Origin of the sequence: Geodermatophilus aquaeductus, assembly GCF_900182545.1 — a bacterium.
In the GTDB taxonomy this organism is placed as follows: domain Bacteria; phylum Actinomycetota; class Actinomycetes; order Mycobacteriales; family Geodermatophilaceae; genus Geodermatophilus; species Geodermatophilus aquaeductus.
This window is the reverse complement of sequence record NZ_FXTJ01000005.1, coordinates 295084-316396: the sequence shown is the minus strand read 5'-3', so window position 1 is coordinate 316396 and position 21313 is coordinate 295084. Positions and strand designations below refer to the sequence as shown.

General features: G+C 75.7%; 25 protein-coding genes and 1 tRNA gene. 14 read left to right on the top strand and 12 right to left on the bottom strand.

The genetic code is table 11. The annotated features are described in order from the left end of the window. Window positions 1-49: 49 nt before the first annotated feature. The 3 genes from FN207_RS14985 to FN207_RS14975 form a co-directional block, all read right to left on the bottom strand. Window positions 50-1168: a serine hydrolase domain-containing protein gene (locus FN207_RS14985; RefSeq protein ID WP_142459270.1), complete on the bottom strand. Its 1119-nt coding sequence runs from the start codon at window positions 1166-1168 to the stop codon at window positions 50-52. A 6-nt stretch (window positions 1169-1174) separates the two neighbouring features. Continuing rightward, window positions 1175-1933 carry an aspartate/glutamate racemase family protein gene (locus FN207_RS14980; protein ID WP_246066071.1) on the bottom strand — a complete coding sequence of 253 codons (759 nt, stop codon included), beginning with the start codon at window positions 1931-1933 and terminating at the stop codon, window positions 1175-1177. Between the two features lie 83 nt (window positions 1934-2016). Further along, window positions 2017-2583, bottom strand: a complete 567-nt coding sequence (locus FN207_RS14975) for a hemerythrin domain-containing protein (protein WP_185938348.1) — start codon at window positions 2581-2583, stop codon at window positions 2017-2019. A 125-nt stretch (window positions 2584-2708) separates the two neighbouring features. Between FN207_RS14975 and FN207_RS14970 the strand changes: the two genes are divergently transcribed. From FN207_RS14970 to FN207_RS14950, 5 genes are all read left to right on the top strand, one after another. Further along, window positions 2709-2782 (top strand) — tRNA-Met (locus FN207_RS14970). Between the two features lie 98 nt (window positions 2783-2880). Beyond that, window positions 2881-3159 (top strand): GNAT family N-acetyltransferase, encoded by a 279-nt coding sequence (locus FN207_RS14965; protein ID WP_221888210.1) that lies wholly within the window; start codon window positions 2881-2883, stop codon window positions 3157-3159. Between the two features lie 59 nt (window positions 3160-3218). Beyond that, entirely contained in the window at window positions 3219-4088 is an 870-nt protein-coding gene (locus FN207_RS14960) for a polysaccharide pyruvyl transferase family protein (RefSeq protein WP_142459267.1), read from the top strand. Between the two features lie 81 nt (window positions 4089-4169). Continuing rightward, window positions 4170-5459: a cytochrome P450 gene (locus tag FN207_RS14955; RefSeq protein ID WP_221888209.1), complete on the top strand. Its 1290-nt coding sequence runs from the start codon at window positions 4170-4172 to the stop codon at window positions 5457-5459. Beyond that, window positions 5459-5644, top strand: coding sequence for a ferredoxin (locus FN207_RS14950; RefSeq protein ID WP_142459266.1), 186 nt, complete (start codon window positions 5459-5461; stop codon window positions 5642-5644). Before FN207_RS14955 ends, FN207_RS14950 begins: the two co-directional genes overlap by 1 nt. A gap of 62 nt (window positions 5645-5706) precedes the next feature. On the opposite strand, the gene FN207_RS14945 is transcribed toward FN207_RS14950, so the two are convergent. Then, window positions 5707-6849, bottom strand: coding sequence for a cystathionine gamma-synthase (locus FN207_RS14945; RefSeq protein ID WP_142459265.1), 1143 nt, complete (start codon window positions 6847-6849; stop codon window positions 5707-5709). After that, window positions 6846-8228 carry a cystathionine beta-synthase gene (locus tag FN207_RS14940; RefSeq protein ID WP_142459264.1) on the bottom strand — a complete coding sequence of 461 codons (1383 nt, stop codon included), beginning with the start codon at window positions 8226-8228 and terminating at the stop codon, window positions 6846-6848. The genes FN207_RS14945 and FN207_RS14940 overlap by 4 nt, the downstream gene beginning before the upstream one ends. A 95-nt stretch (window positions 8229-8323) precedes the next feature. On the opposite strand from FN207_RS14940, the gene FN207_RS14935 reads away from it, so the two are divergent. Continuing rightward, window positions 8324-9139, top strand: coding sequence for an alpha/beta fold hydrolase (locus FN207_RS14935; RefSeq protein ID WP_142459263.1), 816 nt, complete (start codon window positions 8324-8326; stop codon window positions 9137-9139). Here the strand turns inward: FN207_RS14935 and FN207_RS14930 are convergent. After that, window positions 9132-9716, bottom strand: coding sequence for a hypothetical protein (locus FN207_RS14930; RefSeq protein ID WP_142459262.1), 585 nt, complete (start codon window positions 9714-9716; stop codon window positions 9132-9134). The genes FN207_RS14935 and FN207_RS14930 overlap by 8 nt on opposite strands. 99 nt (window positions 9717-9815) lie before the next feature. Here FN207_RS14930 and FN207_RS14925 point away from each other — a divergent pair, with 99 nt between their 5' ends. The 5 genes from FN207_RS14925 to FN207_RS14905 all read left to right on the top strand — a co-directional run bounded on the left by FN207_RS14925 (window position 9816) and on the right by FN207_RS14905 (window position 13687). Continuing rightward, entirely contained in the window at window positions 9816-10826 is a 1011-nt protein-coding gene (locus FN207_RS14925; RefSeq protein ID WP_142459261.1) for an aldo/keto reductase, read from the top strand. Next, on the top strand, window positions 10823-11608 hold the full coding sequence (locus FN207_RS14920) for an alpha/beta fold hydrolase (RefSeq protein ID WP_142459260.1): 786 nt from the start codon (window positions 10823-10825) through the stop codon (window positions 11606-11608). Before FN207_RS14925 ends, FN207_RS14920 begins: the two co-directional genes overlap by 4 nt. Next, entirely contained in the window at window positions 11605-12054 is a 450-nt protein-coding gene (locus FN207_RS14915) for an XdhC family protein (protein ID WP_142459259.1), read from the top strand. Before FN207_RS14920 ends, FN207_RS14915 begins: the two co-directional genes overlap by 4 nt. An 11-nt stretch (window positions 12055-12065) precedes the next feature. Next, entirely contained in the window at window positions 12066-13400 is a 1335-nt protein-coding gene (locus FN207_RS14910; protein WP_246066070.1) for an FGGY family carbohydrate kinase, read from the top strand. A 92-nt stretch (window positions 13401-13492) separates the two neighbouring features. Then, complete coding sequence (locus tag FN207_RS14905) at window positions 13493-13687, top strand: hypothetical protein (protein ID WP_142459257.1); 195 nt, start codon at window positions 13493-13495, stop codon at window positions 13685-13687. A gap of 69 nt (window positions 13688-13756) precedes the next feature. Here FN207_RS14905 and hisN read toward each other — a convergent pair whose 3' ends face one another. After that, on the bottom strand, window positions 13757-14563 hold the full coding sequence (gene hisN / locus FN207_RS14900; protein WP_142459256.1) for a histidinol-phosphatase: 807 nt from the start codon (window positions 14561-14563) through the stop codon (window positions 13757-13759). A 22-nt stretch (window positions 14564-14585) separates the two neighbouring features. Beyond that, entirely contained in the window at window positions 14586-14762 is a 177-nt protein-coding gene (locus FN207_RS14895) for a DUF2795 domain-containing protein (RefSeq protein ID WP_142459255.1), read from the bottom strand. Window positions 14763-14815: 53 nt separating this feature from the next. On the opposite strand from FN207_RS14895, the gene FN207_RS14890 reads away from it, so the two are divergent. Beyond that, window positions 14816-15358, top strand: coding sequence for a DUF2087 domain-containing protein (locus FN207_RS14890; protein ID WP_110905505.1), 543 nt, complete (start codon window positions 14816-14818; stop codon window positions 15356-15358). 95 nt (window positions 15359-15453) lie between these two features. Further along, a complete protein-coding gene (locus FN207_RS14885; RefSeq protein ID WP_142459254.1) occupies window positions 15454-16095 on the top strand; it encodes a hypothetical protein in 642 nt (213 codons plus the stop codon). On the opposite strand, the gene FN207_RS14880 is transcribed toward FN207_RS14885, so the two are convergent. The 4 genes from FN207_RS14880 to FN207_RS14865 all read right to left on the bottom strand — a co-directional run bounded on the left by FN207_RS14880 (window position 16092) and on the right by FN207_RS14865 (window position 20333). After that, the gene (locus tag FN207_RS14880) at window positions 16092-16523 is read right to left on the bottom strand and encodes a VOC family protein (protein WP_142459253.1); all 432 of its coding nucleotides are present in this window, start codon (window positions 16521-16523) and stop codon (window positions 16092-16094) included. The genes FN207_RS14885 and FN207_RS14880 overlap by 4 nt on opposite strands. A 10-nt stretch (window positions 16524-16533) precedes the next feature. Then, window positions 16534-17430 carry a ribosome small subunit-dependent GTPase A gene (gene rsgA, locus FN207_RS14875; RefSeq protein WP_246066069.1) on the bottom strand — a complete coding sequence of 299 codons (897 nt, stop codon included), beginning with the start codon at window positions 17428-17430 and terminating at the stop codon, window positions 16534-16536. 116 nt (window positions 17431-17546) lie between these two features. After that, complete coding sequence (gene aroA / locus FN207_RS14870; RefSeq protein WP_142459252.1) at window positions 17547-18827, bottom strand: 3-phosphoshikimate 1-carboxyvinyltransferase; 1281 nt, start codon at window positions 18825-18827, stop codon at window positions 17547-17549. Between the two features lie 42 nt (window positions 18828-18869). After that, window positions 18870-20333 (bottom strand): NAD-dependent succinate-semialdehyde dehydrogenase, encoded by a 1464-nt coding sequence (locus tag FN207_RS14865; RefSeq protein WP_142459251.1) that lies wholly within the window; start codon window positions 20331-20333, stop codon window positions 18870-18872. Window positions 20334-20481: 148 nt separating this feature from the next. Between FN207_RS14865 and FN207_RS14860 the strand changes: the two genes are divergently transcribed. Next, entirely contained in the window at window positions 20482-21228 is a 747-nt protein-coding gene (locus FN207_RS14860) for an SOS response-associated peptidase (protein ID WP_142459250.1), read from the top strand. Window positions 21229-21313: the final 85 nt, after the last annotated feature.

Here is a 21313-nt window from a genome sequence, read left to right as displayed (position 1 = left end):
ACATCTCCTGCCACGGTGGACCCGCCCGGTCCGCGGGGCGGCGGGGTGCTCATCCCGCGAACGCGGCGACCAGCGCGGCCATGAGCGCGGAGTGGTCGTACGCGCGGGTGGTGTTGGCCATGACCACCACGCCGAGGCCCAGGTCGGGGTAGAGACGCATCGCGTTCCAGAAGCCGCCCCCGGTGCCCCAGTGCTCGACGAAGCCCGGCCGGGCGCCGCGGTCGGCGGGGCGGCGGAACCACCCCAGGCCCAGGTCGAACGGCCGCCCCGGCATGACGATGGTGCGCATCGCCCGCGTGCTCTCCGGGAAGAGGATCCGGGTGCCGTCGACCACGCCGTCGGACAGGTGCAGCCGCAGCAGCCGGGCGGCGTCGGGTGCGCTGCCGATGAGACCGCCGTAGCCGGCACCGGCCACCCGGAACGGGCGCAGTGCGACGTGTCCGCCGTGCCGGTCACCGACGATCCCGGCCGGCAGTGCGGCCCGCAGCGCCGGAGCCAGCGGTCGCGGCAGGCGCACGTAGCCGGTGGCGGAGGCGGCGTCGTCCCGGTGGCCGTAGCCGGTGCCGGTCATGCCGGCCGGCGCCAGCAGCGCCCGTCGCACGTGGTCGGGGAACGGCGCACCGGCGGCCCGGCTCACCGCCTCGGCGAGGACGAGGTATCCGAGGTTGGAGTAGCGCGCCGGCCCGCCGGCGGGCCGTGTCGGCCGGCCGTGGCGGGCCAGCACCCGTCGGGCGAAGGCGTCGACCTCGGCGTCGTCGGCGTCGGCGGGGAGCACCCAGCGGACCGGCAGCGGGTTCGGGGCGCCGGCGGTGTGGTCGAGCAGCTGGCGCACCCGGGGCTGCGGACCGGAGCGGGCCGCGTACGCCGGCACCAGCTCCTCGACCGGGGCGTCGAGGTCGAGCCGGCCCTCGTCGGCGAGCCGCATCGCCACGGTGGCGGTGGCGATCTTCGACATGGAGAACCACAGGTAGGCGGTGTCGGCGGTGGCCGGCCGCCGGGCGGCGAGGTCGGCGTTGCCGAAGCCCTCGGCGTACAGCAGCCGGTCGGGGCCGGTGACGGCGACGGTCAGACCGGGCACGGAGTGACGGGCCATCAGGCCGGTGACGGTGGCGCGGGCGGCGGCGAGCAGGTCGGGGTCGGCGGGCGGGGTGGACGGGGTCGGGGACATCGCGGGTCACCCCACCGGCACGCCGTCCAGGGCGGCGGTGACCGCCGCCTCGACGTGCAGCCTCGTGGTCGGGAAGACCGGGACGGGACTGTCCCCGGCACCGACGAGCAGCTCGATCTCGGTGCAGCCGAGGACCACGCCCTCCGCGCCGGCGTCCACGAGCCGCCCGATGACCTGCCGGTACGCCTCGCGGGACTCCTCGCGCACGACGCCGAGACACAGCTCGTCGTAGATGACCCGGTGCACCTCGGCCCGGTCGGCCGCGCCGGGCACCAGCACGTGCAGCCCGTGCCCCGCCAGCCGGTCTCGGTAGAACGCCTGCTCCATCGTGAACGCGGTGCCCAGCAGCCCGACCGTGGACAGCCCCGCGGCGCGGACCGCGGCGGCGGTCGCGTCGGCCAGGTGCAGCAGCGGGACGTCCACGGCGGCCTGCACCTGGTCGGCCACGCGGTGCATGGTGTTGGTGCACAGCACCAGCAGCTCGGCGCCGGCCGCCTCCAACCGGGCCGCCTCCCCGGCCAGGAGCTCCCCGGCTCGGTCCCACTCGCCGGCGACCTGCAGGCGCTCGATCTCGGCGAAGTCGACCGAGGCGAGCAGCAGACGGGCCGAGTGCAGCCCGCCGAGGCGCTCGCGGACCAGCTCGTTGGCCAGCCGGTAGTACTCGGCGGTCGACTCCCAGCTCATCCCGCCGAGCATGCCGACCACCCGTTGGCGGGCGGCCTGTGTGCTGCGGTCCGGACGGGGGCCGGCGGGCGGTGCGGGCACGAGACGTCCTCCAGGGAGTGCGGGGGCCGGTCGGCGCCGGCGATCATCGGTCCCCGCGGGCCGGAGGTCGAGGGGTGCCGCCCTCAGGTGTTCTTCGACCGGCCGGTCAGGGCGTCGCGGAGGCGGTCGACCATCCCGACGCCGGGTCCCAGCGTCTTGTGGAACAGCGCGCTGTGCGGCGCGGACGGGTGGGGGCGGGTCGGTGCGGCCTTCTTCGCCGTCTCCACCTTCCGGCCGAGCCCCAGCAGCTGCCCGCGAGGCAGCCGGGCCCGCAGCTGGGGGAACTGCTCGGTCTCCTCGTCGGAGACGTGGTGGCGCAGCACCCCCTCGAGCCGGCCGAGGACCTCGAGGAAGCGGGGGTCGGCGGAGTCGACGCCCTCGAGCTCCTTCATCACCTCCACGAGCTGCTGGTGCTCCTGGATGTCGTCCTGGACGGCGGCGTCGCCGTCGGGCAGGTGCTCGCGCATGGCCGGGTAGACGTACATCTCCTCGGCCACGGAGTGCCGCATCAGCTCGGCGATGACGGTGTCGGCCATGTCGCGCCGCTCGGCGGGGTCGGCGGTCGGGATCCGGCCGACCAGGTCGAGGACCTCGTGGTGGTCGGTGGTCAGGACGTCGACGACGTCGCGGTCGTCGGTGCTCGCGGTCATCGGTCGCTCCCGGGGGTGCGGGTGCCGCCGGGCGTTGCTCCCCGGCGCGCCCGTCCTACCCGGGCGCCCGCCCCTCCACCCCCGCGGCGGCCGCCCGGAGGGGTGTGTACAGTGGGATCTACCGACGCGGGGTGGAGCAGCTCGGTAGCTCGCTGGGCTCATAACCCAGAGGTCACAGGTTCGAATCCTGTCCCCGCTACTGGCACGAGGGCCCCGGAGCACCTGCTCCGGGGCCCTCGTCGTGTCGGTGGAACAGTCCGGCGTCCGCCGCCGTTGGGCGACGTCATGGAGCCGACCGTGCAGGACGCCCCCGAGGCCGCGCGCTACGAGATCCGCGACGGCGACCGCCTCCTGGGGCTGGCCGCCTACGACCGCCGCGGAGACCGGGTGGTGTTCACCCACACCGAGATCGATCCCGACGCCGGGGGTTCCGGGCTGGGCGGCAAGCTCGTCCGCGCCGCTCTGGACGACGTCCGGTCGCGCGGTGAGCGGGTCGTGCCGCGCTGCTCGTTCGTGCGGGGCTGGATCGAGCGCCACCCCGAGTACGGCGACCTGGTCGACCGCACCGACGCCTGAGCCGCACCGGAACGGGTCAGTCCGCGCGCCGCCCGGCGGGTGCTGCGAGCCTCGAGCGTGTGCGTGTCCTCCTGGCCGGCTGGTTCAGCTTCGACGAGGTGATCGCCACCGTCGGCGACGAACTGGGGGCCGGCACCGTCGCCCGCTGGCTCGCCGAGGCGGGCGTGGACTTCGACGTCGCCGAGGCACCGTTCCTCGAGCGCGGGGTGAACTGGCGCGACGTCGACCCGGCCGACTACACGCACCTGCTGTTCGTCAGCGGCCCGATCCGGGACGCCCCGCTGCTGCGTGACCTGACGTCGGCGTTCGCGGGGGCGGCGCGCTGGGCGGTCAACGTCTCGGTGGTCGAGGAGGCCGGCCGGGCGCTGTTCGACGAGGTCTGGGAGCGCGACGCCGACGACGTCGCCCGGCCCGACCTGGCGATCGAGGGTCCGGTGCCGGACGTCCCCGTCGTCGCGGTGGCCTACACCCCGGCGCAGGGCGAGTACGGCGAGCGCAGCCGGGCCGAGCGGGTGCGCGGCGTCATCGAGGAGTGGCTGGCCACCCGGCGGCTGCCGTGGTTCGAGCTGGACATGGACCAGTTCGAGAAGCCGCACCCCCGCCGGCCGGCGCAGGTCGAGGCGCTGATCGGCCGGGCCGACGTCGTCGTGAGCATGCGGCTGCACGCGCTGGTCCTCGGCCTCAAGCACGGCCGCCCGGTGGTGGCCTGCGACCCGATCGCCGGCGGCGCGAAGGTGACCCGCCAGGCCGGCGCCCTCGGCTGGCCGCTGGTGCTGCCGGCCGAGGAGCTCACCGCCGACGGTCTCGACGCCGCCCTGGACCGCTGCCTGTCCGGCGAGTTCGGCGCGGCGGTCGAGGAGGCGCGCGGACGCGGCCGCGCGGGCAACGCCCACGCCCGGGAGTGGCTGCACGGGCGGCTCGCGCACTGACACACCGAGGTGTGTTGCTGATCACAGGGCGCGCTCTCTAGGTTGACGGTCACTGCTGACCGTTCGACGAGGAGGTCGTCCGTGAGCGTCGAGGCCCCGATCCCGCCGGCGGAGGTCGATCTGGCGACCGTGGACCTGTCCGACCGCGAGTGGTGGGTGCGCCCGCCGGCCGAGCGGCACGCGGCGCTGGACCGGCTGCGCGCCGAGCGCCCCTTCGCCTTCTTCGCCGAGCCCGAGATCCCCGGCATCCCGTCCGGACCCGGCTACCACGCGGTCACCCGCTACGCCGACCTGGAGGCGATCAGTTCGCAGCCGGCGGTGTTCTGCTCCGGCAAGGGCGCGGTGTCCATGCAGGACGTCCCGGCCGAGCTGCACGAGTTCTACGGCTCGCTGATCAGCATGGACGACCCGCGGCACGCCAAGATCCGCCGGATCGTGTCGAAGACGTTCACCCCGCGCATGCTCGAGCGCACGCTGGACTCGGTGCGCACGATCGTCGACGACGTCCTGGCGCGGGCCCGGGCGACGGCGGAGGCGAACGACGGCGTGATCGACGTCGTCGCCGACATCGCCGCGCCGATCCCGCTGCGCGTCATCTGCGACATGATGGGCGTCCCCGAGGCCGACCGGCCGGGCGTGCTGGCCAACTCCAACATCATCCTGAGCGGCGGGGACCCGGAGCTCATCGAGAACGACGACCCGCTCACCGCCTTCCTCACCGCCGGCATGGAGATGGCCGCGCTCATGGAGCGGCTGGCGGGCGAGCGGCTGGCCGATCCCCGGGACGACCTGACCACGGCGCTGGTCCGCTCCGAGGTCGACGGCGAGCGGCTCTCGCACCAGGAGATCGCGTCGTTCTTCATCCTGCTGCTGGTGGCCGGCAACGAGACCACCCGCAACGCCATCTCCCAGGGCCTGCTGGCGCTCTCGGAGTGGCCGCAGGAGCGGGCGCGGTGGGCCGCCGACCCGTCCCTGGACCGCACCGGCGTCGAGGAGGTCGTGCGCTGGGTCAGCCCGGTGACCTGGATGCGCCGCACCGCCACGCAGGACGGCGAGGTCGGCGGCCACCGCTTCACCGCGGGGGAGAAGTTCCTGCTGTTCTACAACGCCGCCAACCGCGACCCCGAGGTCTTCGCCGACCCGCAGCGCTTCGACGTCGGCCGCGACCCCAACCCGCACGTCGGCTTCGGGTCCAAGGGCCCGCACTTCTGCCTGGGCGCGCACCTGGCCCGCCGCGAGCTGCAGGTCACCTTCCGGGCGATCTTCGACCAGCTGCCCGACCTCGAGGTGACCGGCCCGCCGCACCGGCTGGCGTCGTCGTTCGTCAACGGGCTCAAGCGGCTGCCGGCCCGGCTCGGCGGGACCCGCTGATGCGGGTCACCGCCGACCGCGAGCTGTGCGTGGGCTCGGGTGCCTGCGAGATGCTCGCCCCCGACGTCTTCGAGGTCTCCGACGACGGCGTGGTGCACGTGCTGCAGGACCGGCCGGACGACGAGGAGTCCGTCCGGCAGGCCGCGCAGCAGTGCCCCACCCGGGCCCTGACGGTCACCGACTGATGTGAGGACCCCGTCCTCCCCACCCCTCGCGAGCTCGGGGCGGGACCCTGGACGGGGCCGGGTCAGCGGAGCGCCTGCTCCAGGTCGGCGAGCAGGTCGTCGACGTCCTCGATGCCCACCGAGAGCCGGACCAGGTCGGCCGGCACCTCCAGCGGCGAGCCCGCGGCGCTGGCGTGGGTCATCCGGTGCGGGTGCTCCACCAGCGACTCGACGCCGCCCAGGGACTCGGCCAGCGTGAACAGCCCGAACCGCTCGCACGCCCGCAGTGCCTCCTCCTCGCCGCCGGCCAGCCGGAACGACAGCATCCCGCCGAAGCCGGACATCTGCTTCGCGGCGATGTCGTGGCCGGGGTGGTCGGGCAGGCCCGGGTAGAGGACGCGCGAGACCGCGGCGTGCTGCAGCAGGTACTCGGCGATCCGCGCGGCGTTGGCCTGGTGGCGGTCCATCCGCACGCCGAGGGTCTTGATGCCGCGCACCACCAGCCAGTCCGACAGCGGCCCGGAGACGGCCCCCATCGCGTTCTGGTGGTAGGCCAGCTGCTCGGCGAGGTCCCCGTCGCGGACGACGAGCGCCCCGCCGACGACGTCGGAGTGCCCGCCGAGGTACTTCGTCGTCGAGTGCACCACGACGTCGGCGCCCAGGGTCAGCGGCCGCTGCAGGTAGGGCGAGGCGAAGGTGTTGTCGACGACGAGCAGCGCGCCGGCCTCGTGCGCGATCTCGGCGGTGCGCGTGATGTCGGCGATGTTGAGCAGCGGGTTGGTCGGCGTCTCGCACCAGACCACCCGCGTCTCCGGCCGGATCGCCGCGCGCAGGGCGTCGGCGTCGTTGAGGTCGGCCGGGGTGTGCTCGACGCCCCAGCGCGAGGCCACCCGCGAGATGAGCCGGAACGTGCCGCCGTAGGCGTCCCCGCCGAGCACCACGTGGCTGCCCGGCTGGCACACGGTGCGCAGCAGCGTGTCCTCGGCGGCGAGCCCGGAGGCGAAGGCGAGGCCCGCGGTGCCCTCCTCGAGCGAGGCGAGCAGGTCCTGCAGCGCGGTGCGCGTCGGGTTGCCGCTGCGGGCGTACTCGTAGCCGTCGCGCAGCCCGCCGACGCCGTCCTGCTTGAACGTCGTGGCCAGGTGCAGCGGGACGACGACGTCGCCGGTGGCCGGGTTCGGGTCCTGCCCGGCGTGGATCGCCCGGGTGTCGAAGCCGGAGCCGCTCACTTGGCCACCCCCGCGAGGTGGCCGAGGACGTCCTGGCGGGTGACGACGCCGGCGGGCTTGCCGTCGACGTGCACCACGAGGGCGTCGGCCTCGCCGAACTCGGCGACCGCGGCGCTGACCGGCTCGCCGGAGCCGATGATCGGCAGCGGCGCGGACATGTGCTTCTCCACCCGGTCCGACAGCGAGGCCCGCCCGGCGAACAGCGCGTCGAGCAGCACCTTCTCGTCGACCGACCCGACCACCTCGCCGGCGGTCACCGGGGGCTCGGCGCGGACGACGGGCAGCTGGCTCACCCCGTACTCGCGCAGGATGTCGATCGCGTCGCGGACGGTCTCGTTGGGGTGGGTGTGCACGAGGACCGGCGTCGCGCCGTCCTTGGCCTCGAGCAGCTCGCCCACGGTCTCGCCGGACGCGACGTCGAGGAAGCCGTAGTCGGCCATCCAGCGGTCGTTGAAGATCTTGTTGAGGTAGCCGCGGCCGCCGTCGGGCAGCAGCACCACGACGACGTCGTCGGGACCGAGCTGCTCGGCCGCCCGCAGCGCGCCGACGACGGCCATCCCGCACGAGCCGCCCACCAGCAGGCCCTCCTCGCGGGCCAGCCGCCGGGTCATCCGGAAGGAGTCGGCGTCGGTGACGGCGACGATGTCGTCGGCGATCGAGCGGTCGTAGGCGTCGGGCCAGAAGTCCTCGCCGACACCCTCGACGAGGTAGGGCCGGCCGGTGCCGCCGGAGTAGACCGAGCCCTCCGGGTCGACGCCGACCACGCGCACGCGGCCGTCGCTGACCTCCTTGAGGTAGCGGCCGATGCCGCTGATCGTCCCGCCGGTGCCGACGCCGGTGACGAAGCAGGTCACCCGGCCCTCGGTCTGCTCCCAGATCTCCGGGCCGGTGGTCTCGTAGTGCGAGCGCGGGTTGGCCGGGTTGGCGTACTGGTCGGGCTTCCAGCCGCCCGGGGTCTCCCGCGCCAGCCGGTCGGACACCGAGTAGTACGACCGCGGGTCGGACGGGTCGACGGCGGTGGGGCAGACCACGACCTCGGCGCCGTAGGCCCGCAGCGTGTTGACCTTGTCCTGGCTGACCTTGTCGGGGCACACGAAGATGCACCTGTACCCGCGCTGCTGGGCGACCAGCGCCAGGCCGATGCCGGTGTTGCCGCTGGTCGGCTCCACGATCGTCCCGCCCGGCTTCAGCTCCCCGCTGGCCTCGGCGGCGTCGACCATGCGCACGGCGATGCGGTCCTTCACCGACCCGCCGGGGTTCATGTACTCGACCTTGGCCAGCACCAGCGGCGCGTCCGGGCCGAGGTCGGCGGTGACCCTCGACAGCCGGACCAGCGGGGTGCCGCCGATCAGGTCGACGACGGACTCGGCGTACTGCACGCGGACCTCCTCGCCGGCGCCCGGGGTGGGCGCCGCATTCGCTCCCCATCCCACCACCACCGGTGAGTTCCGGTCGCCCGTGCCGTCCCACCGGCATGACGACGACGGGCCTGCGGGCCGACGAGGGGTACGCACCGGTCACCGGCGGCGTGCGGATGTACTGGCGGAGCCTGGACGAGGGCGGCACGCCGCTGGTCGTCGTCCACGGCGGGTTCGGCGTGGTGGACGTGTTCGGCGACGTCCTCGAGCGGCTGGCCGCGCACCGGCGGGTGGTCGCCGTCGAGCTGCAGGGCCACGGGCACACCGCCGACGTCGACCGGCCGTTCACCTGGGACGACCTCGCCGACGACGTGGCCGCGCTGGTGCGCGGGCTCGACCTCGGCCCGGCCGACCTGATGGGCTACTCGCTCGGCGGCGGCGTCGTGCTGCGCGTGGCGATCCGGCACCCGGAGGTCGTGCGCCGGCTGGTCGTCGTCTCGGCACCCTGCCGCCGGGACGGCTGGTTCCCCGACGTCCTGGAGGGGATGGCCGCCGTGAGCGCCGCCGGCATCGAGGGGATGCGGCAGACGCCGATGTACGCCGCCTACGCCGCCGTCGCGCCCGACGTCGACGCGTTCGGCACGCTCATGGACAAGACCGGCGACCTGCTCCGCACGCCCTACGACTGGAGTGCGGAGGTGCGGGCGATCACCGCGCCGGTCCTGCTGGTCTACGGCGACGCCGACGGCATCCCGCCGGCGCACGCGGCGGAGTTCTTCGCGCTGCTGGGCGGCGGGTTGCGCGACGCCGGCTGGGACGGGTCGGGGCGCCCCGCCTCGCGGCTGGCGATCCTGCCCGGGCGCACCCACTACGACGTCTTCTCCGCCCCGGAGCTGGCGACCGTCGTGGACGGCTTCCTGACCGTCAGCTGACGGCGGGTCCGCCCGGCGCGCCGGCGGGGGCCTGCGTCGGGGTGCCCGTCGTCAGGGCGTCCGACGCCCGCACGTCCGAGGCCTGCGCCTTCGCCGCCGGCACGACCGGCCGGCGGGGCTCGCCGGCCAGCGCCGGGCGGACGTCGACCAGCGGGGCGACCAGGCCGGTGCCGCCGGGGCGCGTGTCGGCCGACGGGACCGGGTTCCGCCGCCGCCCCCGCGAGCGCAGCGCCGTCAGCAGGTCGAGCGCGGCGAGGACGGAGGCGCCGACGAGGACGTTGCGCAGCTGCCGCTCGCGGGCACCGCGGCGGTTGGACAGCGCGACGCCCATGGCGGTGAGGTCGACGGCGTCGCCGAGGACCCGCGTCCACGCCCAGCCGGGCCGGCCGGCGAGCAGCCCGGCGGCGTGCGCCAGCTCCCGCGCGCCGACGGCGGTGATGACCGGCACGGCCACCGGGGAGTCGTCGACCCCCGCGAAGCGGGCGACCCCGGTGGGGGACACCAGCATCGAGGTGCCGAGGCCCAGGCTGGTCAGGCCGAGCAGTCGGGCCGTGCGGCGGGCGGGGCGCGCGCTCATGGGTCCTCCCGGGGAGTCGTCGCCCGGGGCGGCTACCCGTGCCGCCGGACCGGAAACGGCCGGTGGCGGGTCCGCGCCCGCCGGGACGAGGATGCGGGCATGACCTCCCCCGCCGCTCCCCGCACGCTCGGCCGGGACGGCCTGACCGTCTCCGCGCTCGGCCTGGGCTGCATGGGCATGAGCCAGATGTACGGCGCCGCCGACCGCGACGAGTCGATCGCCACCGTGCACCGGGCGCTCGACCTGGGCGTGACCTTCCTCGACACCTCCGACGTCTACGGGGACGGGCACAACGAGGAGCTCGTCGGCGAGGCGATCCGCGGCCGGCGCGACGAGGTGCAACTCGCGACCAAGTTCTCGCTGCGGAGGAACGACCGCGGGGGCATGGACATCGACGGCCGGCCCGAGAACGTGCGCGCCTGCGCCGAGGCCAGCCTGCGCCGGCTCGGGGTCGACGTCGTCGACCTCTACTACCAGCACCGGGTCGACCCGCGGGTGCCGATCGAGGACACCGTCGGCGCGATGGCCGAGCTCGTGCAGCAGGGGAAGGTCCGGTACCTCGGGCTGTCGGAGGCCTCGGCCGCCTCGGTCCGGCGGGCGGTGGCCGTGCACCCGATCGCGGCGCTGCAGAGCGAGTGGTCGCTGTGGACGCGCGATCTCGAGACCGAGGTACTGGGCGTCGCCCGCGAGGCGGGGATCGGCATCGTGCCGTTCAGCCCGCTGGGCCGTGGCTTCCTCACCGGCGCGATCACCAGTCCCGACGACTTCGCCGAGGACGACTGGCGGCGCACCCACCCCCGCTTCACCGGCGAGGCGTTCGCGGCCAACCTGCGCCTGGTCGACGCCGTCCGCGACCTGGCGACGGAGAAGGGCTGCACGCCCGGGCAGCTCGCGCTGGCCTGGGTGCTCGCGCAGGGCGACGACGTCGTCCCGATCCCGGGCACCAAGCGGCGCTCCTACCTGGAGGAGAACGCCGGCGCCCTGGCCGTCGAGCTCAGCGCCGGGGACCTGGCCCGCCTCGGCGAGATCGCCCCGCCCGGCGTCGCCGTCGGCGGCCGGTACGCCGACGCCGGCTACGCCTACGGCGACAGCCCCGAGCGCGCCGCGTGACGGCGGTGCTGGCGACCCTGCGGGTGCCCGGCGCCGACGGCGTCGCGGTCGCCGTGCATCGGTGGGGGGACCCCGGCCCGCTCCCGCCGGTCTACCTGCAGCACGGCTTCGTCGCCGACACCCGGCTCAACTGGGTCGGCACCGGGACGGTCGCGGTCCTGGTGGCGGCCGGGCGGGAGGTCGTCGGCGTCGACGCCCGCGGGCACGGACGGTCGGACAAGCCGCACGACCCGGCCGCCTACGGCGAGCTCCGCATGGCCGACGACCTGCGGCGGGTGGCCGACGCGCTCGACCACGACTCGTTCGACCTGGCCGGCTACTCGATGGGGGCGACGGTCGCGGTGCTGGTCGCGGTCGCCGACCGGCGGGTGCGCCGGCTGGTGGTCGGCGGAACCGGCGCCGCGTTCGTGGAGCCCGCCGGTGCGCGGGCCCACGCCGTCCTGATGGCCGAGCTGGCCGACGCGCTGGAGGCGCCCGACGTCGCCGCCGTGCGTTCTCCCGCCACCCTGCCCTTCTGCCGGATGGCCGATGCCCTCGGCGCCGACCGGCGGGCCCTCGCCGCGCACGCCCGGGCGGTGCACACCCGGAGTGCCGACCTGGCCGCGATCACCGCGCCCACCCTCGTCCTCGCCGGCGACGCCGATCCGCTCGCGGCCCGCCCCGGCACGCTCGCCGCCGCCATCCCGGGCGCCCGGGTGGCCGTCGTCCCTGGCGACCACGCCACCGCGCTCCGGGCGCCGGCCTTCGCCGCGGCGCTCACTGACTTCCTGGGGGAGCCGTGACCGACCGGGTGCTGGTGGCGGTGTTCGACTCGCCGGTGGCCGAGGTGCTGCTGCGCTGGGCGCCCGAGCTCGGCTTCCGCACCGTGCTGCTCGACCCCGACCCCGCCCGCGGGGCCGGCGTCCTCGGGTTCGCCGACCTCCCCGAGGACCTGTCCGACGCCGACGTCGTGGTCACCGACCACCACCGGCCCGAGCTCGGCGAGGTGCTGCGCGACGCGCTGGCCCGGCCGGTCCGCTGGGTGGGCGTCATGGGCAACCCGCGGCACGAGGGCCCGCACGTGGCAGCGCTGGCCACGCTCGGCGTGCCGCCGCAGGAGGTGGCCAGGGTGCACCGGCCGATCGGGCTCGACATCGGCTCGCGCGCCCCGGCCGAGATCGCGCTGAGCACGCTCGCCGGGCTGCTGGCCGACCGCAACGGCCGCTCCGGCGCCCCGCACGGCCGCTGACGGTGTCCGGCGTGCTGCTCGGCGCGGACCTGGGCACCAGCGGGCTCAAGCTCGTCGCGCTCGGGGAGGACGGCGGCACGGTCGCAGAGACAGAGGCGGGCTACGCGGTGGACAGCCCCCGGGAGGGCTGGGCCGAGTGCGCGGTCGGCACCTGGCGCGCCGCGTTCGACGACGCGCTGGCCCGGCTGCTGCCCGCGCTGGGCGGCCGGCCGGTGGCCGGGCTCGGCCTGTCGGGCCAGATGCACGGCACGGTGCTCGTCGACGACGCCGGCGCCGCTCTGGCCCCCGCGGTGCTCTGGCCCGACCGGCGCGCCGCCGCGGAGGTCGCCCGGTGGCGGGCGCTGCCGGCCGCCGACCGCGCCGCGCTGGCCAACCCGCTGGTGCCGGGGATGACCGGGCCGGTGCTGGCCTGGCTGGCCGCCCACCGCCCCGACCTCGTCGACCGCGCCGCCGCGGCGCTGCTGCCCAAGGACGCGTTCCGGGCGACCCTGCTCCCCGGCGCCGACCCGCGGGTCACCGACCGCAGCGACGCCTCGGCCACGCTGCTCTGGGACGTCGTCGCCGACGGCTGGTCCGGCGCCGCGCGGGCCGCGGCCGGGGTGCCGGCGGAGCTGCTGCCCGCGGTGCGGCCCTCGGCGGAGGTGGCGGGAACGGCGGTGGTCGGCGGCGCCGAGGTGCCGGTCGTCGTCGGCGGCGGGGACACCCCGCTGGCGCTGCTCGCGGCCGGGACGACCGGGGGGCTGCAGGTCAACCTCGGCACCGGGGCGCAGGTCCTGCGGCCCGGGTGGACGCCGGCGCCCGCCGACGACCCGCCCGTGCACGGCTACGCCGACGCCGCGGACGGCTGGTACGCCATGGCCGCGCTGCAGAACGGCGGCTCGGCGTGGACCTGGGTGGCCGGCGTGCTCGGCGTCCCGTCGGGGGAGCTGCTCGAGCTGGCCGCCACGTCGCCGCCCGGGGCCGGGGGAGCGGTGTTCCGGCCGTTCCTCACCGGCGAGCGCGGCGGGGTGGCCGGGCCCGACGACCGCGGCGGGTGGAGCGGCCTCGGTGCCGGTACGACCCGCGCCGACCTCGCCCGCGCCGCCGTCGAGGGCGTGATGTCGGCCGTCGCCGCCGCGGCCGGGCTCCTGGGCGAGGCGCCCGGCGGGCCGGTCGTCCTGACCGGGGGCGGCGGGCGCTCGCGGCTGGTGCGGCAGGTGCTCGCCGACTCCCTCGGCCGGCCGGTCGCGTACCTGCCGCTGCGCAGCGCGTCCGCCGTCGGGGCGGCGGTGCTGGCCGGCCGGGGCGTGGGCCTGGCCGTGGAGCCGCGGCGGGTGTCCGGGCCGCCGGTGCCGCCGCGGGCCTGACCTGCTCCGGCGCGGGGAACGGCGCCCGTGCGGGATCCGTTGATCGTGGTGAGGGACCCAGGACGGGTCCCCGGCGAGAGGAGGCGCACGAGATGGCGTCGGTGTTCGACAAGGTCGCCCAGTTCGCACGCAGCGGGAAGGGCCAGCAGGCACTGAAGCAGGCGTCCGCGAAGGCGCAGCAGGTGGCCAGGGACCCGAAGACGAAGGCGCGGATCGACGACGCCCGCCGCCGGCTCTCCGGAGGCCGCGGCACGGGCTCCGGTGGAGGCACCACCCCCACCGTCTGACTCCGCACCGCACGACGGCGGCCCTACCCGTTCCCCGGGGAGGGTCGCCGTCGCCGGTTCATCGCCGGTTCAGGCCGCCGGGTCGGGCAGCCGCAGGTGTCCCAGCGCCGCGTCGTGCAGCGCACCGTTCGTGGCCAGCGCGCTGCCACCGGCCGGGCCGTCGGCGCCGGTGAGGTCGGTGAAGCGCCCGCCGGCCTCGCGCACGATGACGTCGAGCGCGGCGAGGTCCCACAGCGACACCTCCGGCTCGCACGCGACGTCGACGGCCCCCTCGGCCAGGAGCACGTAGCTCCAGAAGTCGCCGTAGGCGCGGGTGCGCCACACCGACCGGGTCAGGTCGAGGAAGCCTTCGAGCAGCCCGCGCTCCTCCCAGCCGGACAGGCTGGAGTAGGACAGGCTCGCGTCGGCCAGGTCGGTGACGCCGGAGACGCGGCAGCGGGCGGCCGACTCCAGGCGCCGGCCGGTCCAGGCCCCGACGTCCTTCGCCGCCCACCAGCGCCGGTTGAGCGCTGGCGCGGAGACCAGGCCGACCACGGCCTCGTCGCCGTCGAACAGGGCGATGAGCGTGGCCCAGACCGGCACGCCGCGGACGAAGTTCTTCGTCCCGTCGATCGGGTCGAGCACCCAGCGGCGCGGGCCGTGGCCGGTCACCCCGAACTCCTCACCGAGGACGGCGTCGCGCGTGCGGGCACGGGCGAGGGTGATCCGCAGTTGCTCCTCGACGGCGCGGTCGGCGTCGGTGACCGGCGTGAGGTCCGGCTTGGTCTCGACGGTGAGGTCGAGGGCCCGGAAGCGCTCCATGCTGATCGAGTCCGCCTGGTCGGCGAGCACGTGCGCGAGGTGCATGTCCCCCGTGAAGTCCCGGCCCGGTGTCATGGGCACCGAACCTAGCCGGGCGTCAGTTGAAGACGGCGGCACTCACGCCGCTGGGCCCCTCGTACTCGCGGTCGTCGATCTTCTGCAGCGCGTCGAGGACGTCCTTGTCGCCGCCCTTGGCGTGCTCGAGGATCTGCTCCTTCGTCGCCGGGTAGTCCATGCCCTTGAGGGCCTTCTGGATGTCGATGGGGCTCACCATGACGTCCCGCTACCCCCGCCCACGTGCTCCGATGCGCGGATACCGTCGCTCCCGTGGAGGCGGGAACGATCGTGGGGCTGCTGGCCGACCCCACCCGGCTGAAGGTGGTGGCGGCCCTGGCCCTGGGCGCGGGGACGATCGAGGAGGTCGCCGGCGCCTCGGGTCTCGCGCTCAAGGACGTGGCCCTGGCCGCCCGGCGGCTCGCCCGCGCCGGGCTGGTGCGCCGCGACGGGCACGTCCTCGAGCTGCTGACCGACCGCTTCGGTGCCGCCGCCCGGGCCGCGGCCGCCTCCGCGCCGCCGCCGGAGCCGCTGTCGGACGACCCCGCCGAGTCCGCGGTCCTCGCCGCGTTCATCCGCGACGGCCGGCTGACCACGATCCCGGCCCAGCAGAGCAAGCGGCGCGTGGTGCTCGAGCACGTGGTGCGGGTGTTCGAGGTCGGCGTCCGCTATCCCGAGCGCGAGGTCAACGCCCTGCTCGGCGTCTGGCACCCCGACACCGCGGCGCTGCGCCGCTACCTGGTCGACGAGGGACTGCTCTCCCGCGAGGCGGGGCTGTACTGGCGCTCCGGCGGCTGGGTCGACGTCGACCGCTAGTCCTCCTCCGGCCGGCGCTCGTGCTCTGCCCCCGATACGGACCAGAGCACGAGTACTCGCACGACAGGTGCCCGGCCGCGGCCCACACTGCGCACGTGCCCACCGCCGACGACCTCCGCGCGTTGGCCCGCTCCTCGGCCAAGCGGTGGACGACGCTGCGGTTCACCGAGCGCCGGCGACACGCCACGACGTGGTCCGCGCCGGTCCGCGCGTGGCTGCGCCGGCCTGACCTGCTCCGTGTGGAGGACGCCGAGGGACGGCTGCTCGACGTCATCCGGGAGGTCGGCGCCGACGACGACCCGATGTGGCAGGACTACCGCTGGGTGGCCGCGCTACGGCCGCTCGAGCTCGCCGAGGGCTTGGACCAGGAGACCCGGTTTCCCGTGCCCGGGGCGGCGCTGGACGTCGACGGGCTGCGCGAGGTCGAGCACGCCGGCCGCCCGGCCTGGGAGGCGCTCGTCGTGCCGACCGACCGCTACGAGCCGCGCTGCTCCTGCTGCCCGCTGCTGCGAAGCCGGCGGATCGACGAGCTGGAGTGGGGGAGCGTCGACGAGGCCGCCGTGTACCCGACCGTCCACCTGGTGCGGCTCGACGTGCAGACCGGGGTGTGCGTGTGGGCCGAGGCGCTCGACGGGACCTTCGCCGGGGACACCCACGACCTGCGCATCGAGGCGGTCGACGAGCCGATGGGCGACGACCTGTTCCCCCGGCCGCGCCACCAGGGCGCGGTCGGCTAGGACAGCCGCACGGTCCCGTCGGGGGCGACCGACCAGCCGGGGTTGTGCCCGATCTCCCAGACGACGCCGTTCGGGTCGCGCACCAGCGCGTGGAACACGCCGCCGAACGCGCCCTCCTCCGGAGCGGTCAGCACCGTGCCGCCGGCGGCGGCCATGCGGTCGGTCAGCGCGCGGACCGCGTCGCGGTCGCCGACGTTGTGCGCCAGCGTCAGGCCCGACACCTCCGGCCGCGCCGGGCCGGTGCCGAGGTCCTGCGCGAACTGTGCCGCCTCGAAGAACGCGAGCACGGTGCCGGGCGCGATCTGGAAGAACACGATCTCGCCGGGCACGTCGAGCAGCGGCGTCCAGCCGAGGCCCTCGACGTAGAACCGCCGCGCCGCGTCGAGGTCGGCGGTGGCCAGGGTGAGGAAGTGGACCTGCTGCTCCATCGGGCGCCTCCTAGTGGGTGGGGCCGGTCTGGCCGACGGCGTCGAGCAGCCGCCGCACGCTGGCCAGCCGCTCGGCGCGGCCGGGCGGTCCGGCGGCGGCCCAGGCGTCGAGCGCGCAGTCGGGGTCGTCGGCCGAGTGCCCGCAGCCGGGCGGGCAGTCGACGGCGGCCTCGGCGAGGTCCTCGAACGCCCCGACGACGTCGTCGGCCGTGACGTGCGCCAGCCCGAGCGAGCGGATGCCGGGGGTGTCGACGATCGTGCCGCCGCCGGGCAGGTCGAACAGCACCGCCGACGACGACGTGTGCCGGCCCTTCCCGATCTTGCTCACGTCGCCGATGGCCCGGTCGGCGTCGGGCACCAGCCGGTTGACCAGCGTCGACTTGCCCACCCCGGACTGGCCCACGAACACGCTGGTGCGGTCGGTCAGGCGCTCAAGCAGCGGGTCCAGCGGCGTCTCGCGCGACACCGGCACGGCGCCGACGTCCAGGCCGGCGTAGCGGTCCAGCAGCGGTTGCGGGCTGGCCAGGTCGGTCTTGGTCAGGCAGAACAGCGGCTCCAGGCCGCCGGCGTAGGCAGCCACCAGGCACCGGTCGAGGAAGCCCAGCGCCGGGTCGGGGTCGGTCACCGAGGTGACGACGACGAGCTGCTCGGCGTTGGCGACGACCACCCGCTCGGTCGGGTCGGTGTCGTCGGCGGTGCGCCGCAGCGACGTCGTGCGGTCCTCGATGACCACGATCCGGGCCAGCGTGTCCGGGCGGCCGGTGGTGTCGCCGACCAGCCGCACCCGGTCCCCGACGACGACGCCGTGCCTGCCGAGCTCCCGGGCACGCATCGCGGTCACCTCGACGGGCCCGCCGCCGGGGTCCTCGACCCGCACCGTCATCCGGCCGCGGTCGACCGCGACCACCAGGCCCGGGACGGCGTCGCTGTGCGCCGGGCGGGTGCGGGTGCGCGGCCGCGAGCCGCGCCGGTTGGGCCGGACCCGGACGTCGTCCTCGTCCGACCGGCTGTCGTGCCGGCGGCTCAGGAGGCCACCTCCGCCGCGGCCGAGAGCATCCCGGCCCAGCGCTCGCGGAAGTCCGGCAGGGTCTTGGTGACCGCCTCGGGCCCGGACACCCGGACGCCGTCGACGGCCAGCCCGAGGATCGCGGCGGCGTGCACCATGCGGTGGTCGGCGTAGGAGTCCACCAGCGCCGGCCGCAGCGGCCCCGGCTCGATCTCCAGCCCGTCGGGCAGCTGCCGCACCCGGGCACCGACCGCGGTGAGCACCTCGTCGAGGGCCTGCAGCCGGTCGGTCTCGTGGCCGCGCAGGTGCCCGATGCCGGTCAGCCGGGAGGGGCCGTCGGCCAGGGCGCACAGCGCGGCGAGCACCGGCGTCAGCTCCCCGACGTCGCCGAGGTCGGCGACCAGCGGGGCGACGCGGCCGGTGCCGGTCACCTGCAGGCCGTCGGGCGTCCGCTGGACCTCGGCGCCCATCGCGGCCAGCAGCCGGTCGAGCTGGGCGCCGGGCTGGGTGGTGACGGCGGGCCAGTCGGGCACCGTCACCCGGCCGCCGGTGACCAGCGCCGCGGCGAGGAACGGGGCGGCGTTGGACAGGTCGGGCTCGACGACGCGGTCGAGCGCGGCGACGGGCCCGGGGGAGACCCGCCACCCGCGGTCGGTGGCGGCCACTGCGACGCCGTGCTCGCGCAGCGCGACGACGGTCATCTCGACGTGCGGCATCGACGGCACCCCGCCGGCCAGGGCCAGGTCGATCCCGTCGGTGAACCGCGCGGCGGCCAGCAGCAGGCCCGAGACGATCTGCGAGGACTCGCTCGCGTCGACCGTCACCGCTCCGCCGCGCACCGCGCCGCTGCCGTGCACGGTGAACGGCGCCCGGCCGCGGCCGTCGTCGTCGACCGGCACGCCGAGGTCGCGCAGGGCCGTGATCAGCCCCGCGTTGGGGCGCTCGCGCAGCCGCGGGTCGCCGTCGAGCCGGACCGGGCCGTCGGCCAGCGCGGCCACCGGCGGGAGGAAGCGCAGCACGGTGCCGGCGAGACCGGCGTCGACGTCGGCCGGCCCGCGCAGCCGCCCGGGGGTGACCAGCCAGGCGTCGCCGTCGTCGGTGATCCCGACGCCGAGCGCACGCAGGCCGGCGGCCATCAGGTCGGTGTCGCGGGCGCGCAGCGGGCGCACGATGCGGCTCGGACCGTCGGCCAGCGCCGCGAGGACCAGCGCCCGCGCGGTGATCGACTTCGACCCGGGCAGCGGGACGTGCGCCGCCACGGGCGTCGGGCGGTGCGGCGTCGTCCAGACCTGGCTCACGGGGCCATCCTGCCCGGTCCGGGACGCCGCACCGCCCACGCCTCAGCCGCCGACCGGCCGGTCGGCCTTCTTCACCGGCACCGTGCGGACCAGCCGCCGGTTGGCGAACTCGAACATGGCCAGCTCGGAGAGCTCGCGCCCGTAGCCGGAGCGCTTCACGCCGCCGAAGGGCAGCTCGGGGGAGGAGCCGGTGGGCTGGTTGATCCACACCATGCCGGCCTCGAGCCGCTCGGCCACCGACCGGGCGCGGTCGAGGTCGCTGCTCATGACGGTGGCGCCGAGGCCGAAGTCGCTGTCGTTGGCCAGCGCGACCGCCTCGTCGGCGTCCTTGACCTTGTAGACGACGGCCGCGGGGCCGAACAGCTCCTCGCGGAAGGCCCGCATCTCCGGCGTGACGTCGGTGAGGATGGTGGCCTCGACGAACGCGCCCGGGTGCTCGGGCCGCGTGCCGCCGGCGACGACGGTGGCGCCCTTGTCGATCGCGTCCTGGATCTGCGCGTGCAGGTCCTGCGCGGCCCGCTCGCTCGACAGCGGCGCCAGCGACGTCGACGGGTCGGCCGGGTCGCCGGGGGAGAAGGTGGAGAACGCCTGCTTGAGGCCCTCGACGAAGGGCTCGTAGAGCTCCTCGGTGACGATCAGCCGCTTGGAGGCGGTGCAGGCCTGGCCGGTGTTCTGCATCCGGCCCATGGTCGCGGCCTTCACGGTGGCGCCGAGGTCCTCGGCGTCGAGCACGATGAACGGGTCGCTGCCGCCGAGCTCGAGCACCGACTTCTTCAGGTGCTTGCCCGCCAGGGCCCCGACGGCGCTGCCGGCCCGCTCGCTGCCGGTGAGGGTCACGCCCTGGATGCGCGGATCGGCGATGACCTGCTCGACGTCTTCGATGCGCAGGAAGGTGTTGGTGAAGACGCCCTCGGGTGCGCCGGCGTCGGTGAACAGCTGCTCGATCGCCTCGGCGCACTGCGGGGTGATCTCGGCGTGCTTGAGGATGACGGTGTTGCCCAGCACCAGGTTCGGGCCGGCCACGCGGACCACCTGGTAGAAGGGGTAGTTCCACGGCTCGATGGCCAGCAGGACGCCGACCGGCTTGGTCTCGATGACCGCCTCGCCCTTGCCCATCAGCGGCTGGATCGACTGCGGCTGCAGGAAGCCGGGGCCGTTGTCGGCGTAGTACTTGAGGATCATCGAGCAGAGGTAGAGCTCGCCGGTGGCCTCCTCCTTGCGCTTGCCCATCTCCGTGGTGACGAGGGCGGCGAGGGCGTCGCGGCGCTCGTCCATGAGCTCGGCGGCCCGCCGGACGACGGCGGCGCGGTCCTCGACCGGGCGCTCCCGCCACTCCTGGTAGGCGGCGTGCGCGCGCTCGACGATCCCGTCGATCGCCTCGGTGGGCGTGAAGTCGTACTCCTTCTCGACCTGCCCGGTGAAGGGGTTGACCGTCGCGTAGCGCCGCTCGGCGGACTCGCTCGCGGTCTTCGGCTGCTCGTGCGGGGGGTTCTGGGTCGCGGTCACGGGAGTGATCCTCGTCTCTGCTCGTCGTGGACTCCACCCCGGGCGTACCCGGCGTCGTGAGGCACAGTCGCGCTGTCGGCGGTCCCGCCTAGAGTCGGTCCCGCGGGCCCGTCCGGGGCCGGCCCGACTGCAGCCGGGAGGACCAGCCATGTGCGGTCGCTACGCCGCCAGCCGCCGTCCCGAGGACCTCGTCGTCGAGTTCGAGGCGGTCCCCGCCGAGGGGCAGCAGCCGCTGCCGGCCGACTACAACGTCGCGCCGACCAAGGACGTCTACGTCGTCCGGACCAAGCGCGAGCGCGACCCCGAGGGCAGCCCCACCGGCGCCGGGCACCGCGAGCTGCGCGCCGTCCGCTGGGGGCTGGTGCCCTCCTGGGCCAAGGACGTCTCGGTGGGCAACCGGCTGCTCAACGCCCGCGTCGAGTCGCTGACCGAGAAGCCGGCGTTCCGGTCGGCCGCCCGGTCCCGCCGCTGCCTGGTGCCGGCCGACGGCTGGTACGAGTGGCAGAAGAAGCTCGACTCCCCGGGCAAGCAGCCGTTCTTCATCACGCCGGCCGACGGGTCGGTGCTCGCCATGGCCGGCCTCTACGAGGTGTGGGGGAAGGGCGAGGACCGCCTCTACACCTGCACCGTGGTGACCGCGCCCGCCGTCGGGGCGCTCACCGAGATCCACGACCGCATGCCGCTGGTCCTGCCGCGCGAGCGGTGGGCCGACTGGCTCGACCCGGCCCGCGACGACGTCGAGGCGCTGACCGAGCCCACCCCGCCGTCGGTGGTCGAGGGCTTGGAGCTGCGCCCCGTCGCCACCGCGGTCAACAACGTCCGCAACAACGGCGCCGAGCTGGTCACCCGCGTCGAGGGCACCAGCGCCCCGGCCGACCAGCCCGCGCTCTTCTGAGGAGCCGTCCCCTGAGCGAGCGCGCCCCCGCCGTCGCACCTCCCGTCCCCGCCGGCGGTGGCGCGCTGCCCGGCTGGGTCGCCGC

Excerpts from the sequence above, each read along its gene's own strand:
- FN207_RS14985 (WP_142459270.1), bottom strand. The coding sequence starts at position 1,168 with ATGTCCCCGACCCCGTCCACCCCGCCCGCCGACCCCGACCTGCTCGCC.
- FN207_RS14935 (WP_142459263.1), top strand. The coding sequence starts at position 8,324 with ATGACGACGACGGGCCTGCGGGCCGACGAGGGGTACGCACCGGTCACC.
- FN207_RS14905 (WP_142459257.1), top strand. The coding sequence starts at position 13,493 with ATGGCGTCGGTGTTCGACAAGGTCGCCCAGTTCGCACGCAGCGGGAAG.
- FN207_RS14880 (WP_142459253.1), bottom strand. The coding sequence starts at position 16,523 with ATGGAGCAGCAGGTCCACTTCCTCACCCTGGCCACCGCCGACCTCGAC.
- FN207_RS14860 (WP_142459250.1), top strand. The coding sequence starts at position 20,482 with ATGTGCGGTCGCTACGCCGCCAGCCGCCGTCCCGAGGACCTCGTCGTC.
- FN207_RS14975 (WP_185938348.1), bottom strand. The coding sequence starts at position 2,583 with ATGACCGCGAGCACCGACGACCGCGACGTCGTCGACGTCCTGACCACC.
- FN207_RS14950 (WP_142459266.1), top strand. The coding sequence starts at position 5,459 with ATGCGGGTCACCGCCGACCGCGAGCTGTGCGTGGGCTCGGGTGCCTGC.
- FN207_RS14925 (WP_142459261.1), top strand. The coding sequence starts at position 9,816 with ATGACCTCCCCCGCCGCTCCCCGCACGCTCGGCCGGGACGGCCTGACC.
- hisN (WP_142459256.1), bottom strand. The coding sequence starts at position 14,563 with ATGACACCGGGCCGGGACTTCACGGGGGACATGCACCTCGCGCACGTG.
- FN207_RS14930 (WP_142459262.1), bottom strand. The coding sequence starts at position 9,716 with ATGAGCGCGCGCCCCGCCCGCCGCACGGCCCGACTGCTCGGCCTGACC.
- FN207_RS14895 (WP_142459255.1), bottom strand. The coding sequence starts at position 14,762 with ATGGTGAGCCCCATCGACATCCAGAAGGCCCTCAAGGGCATGGACTAC.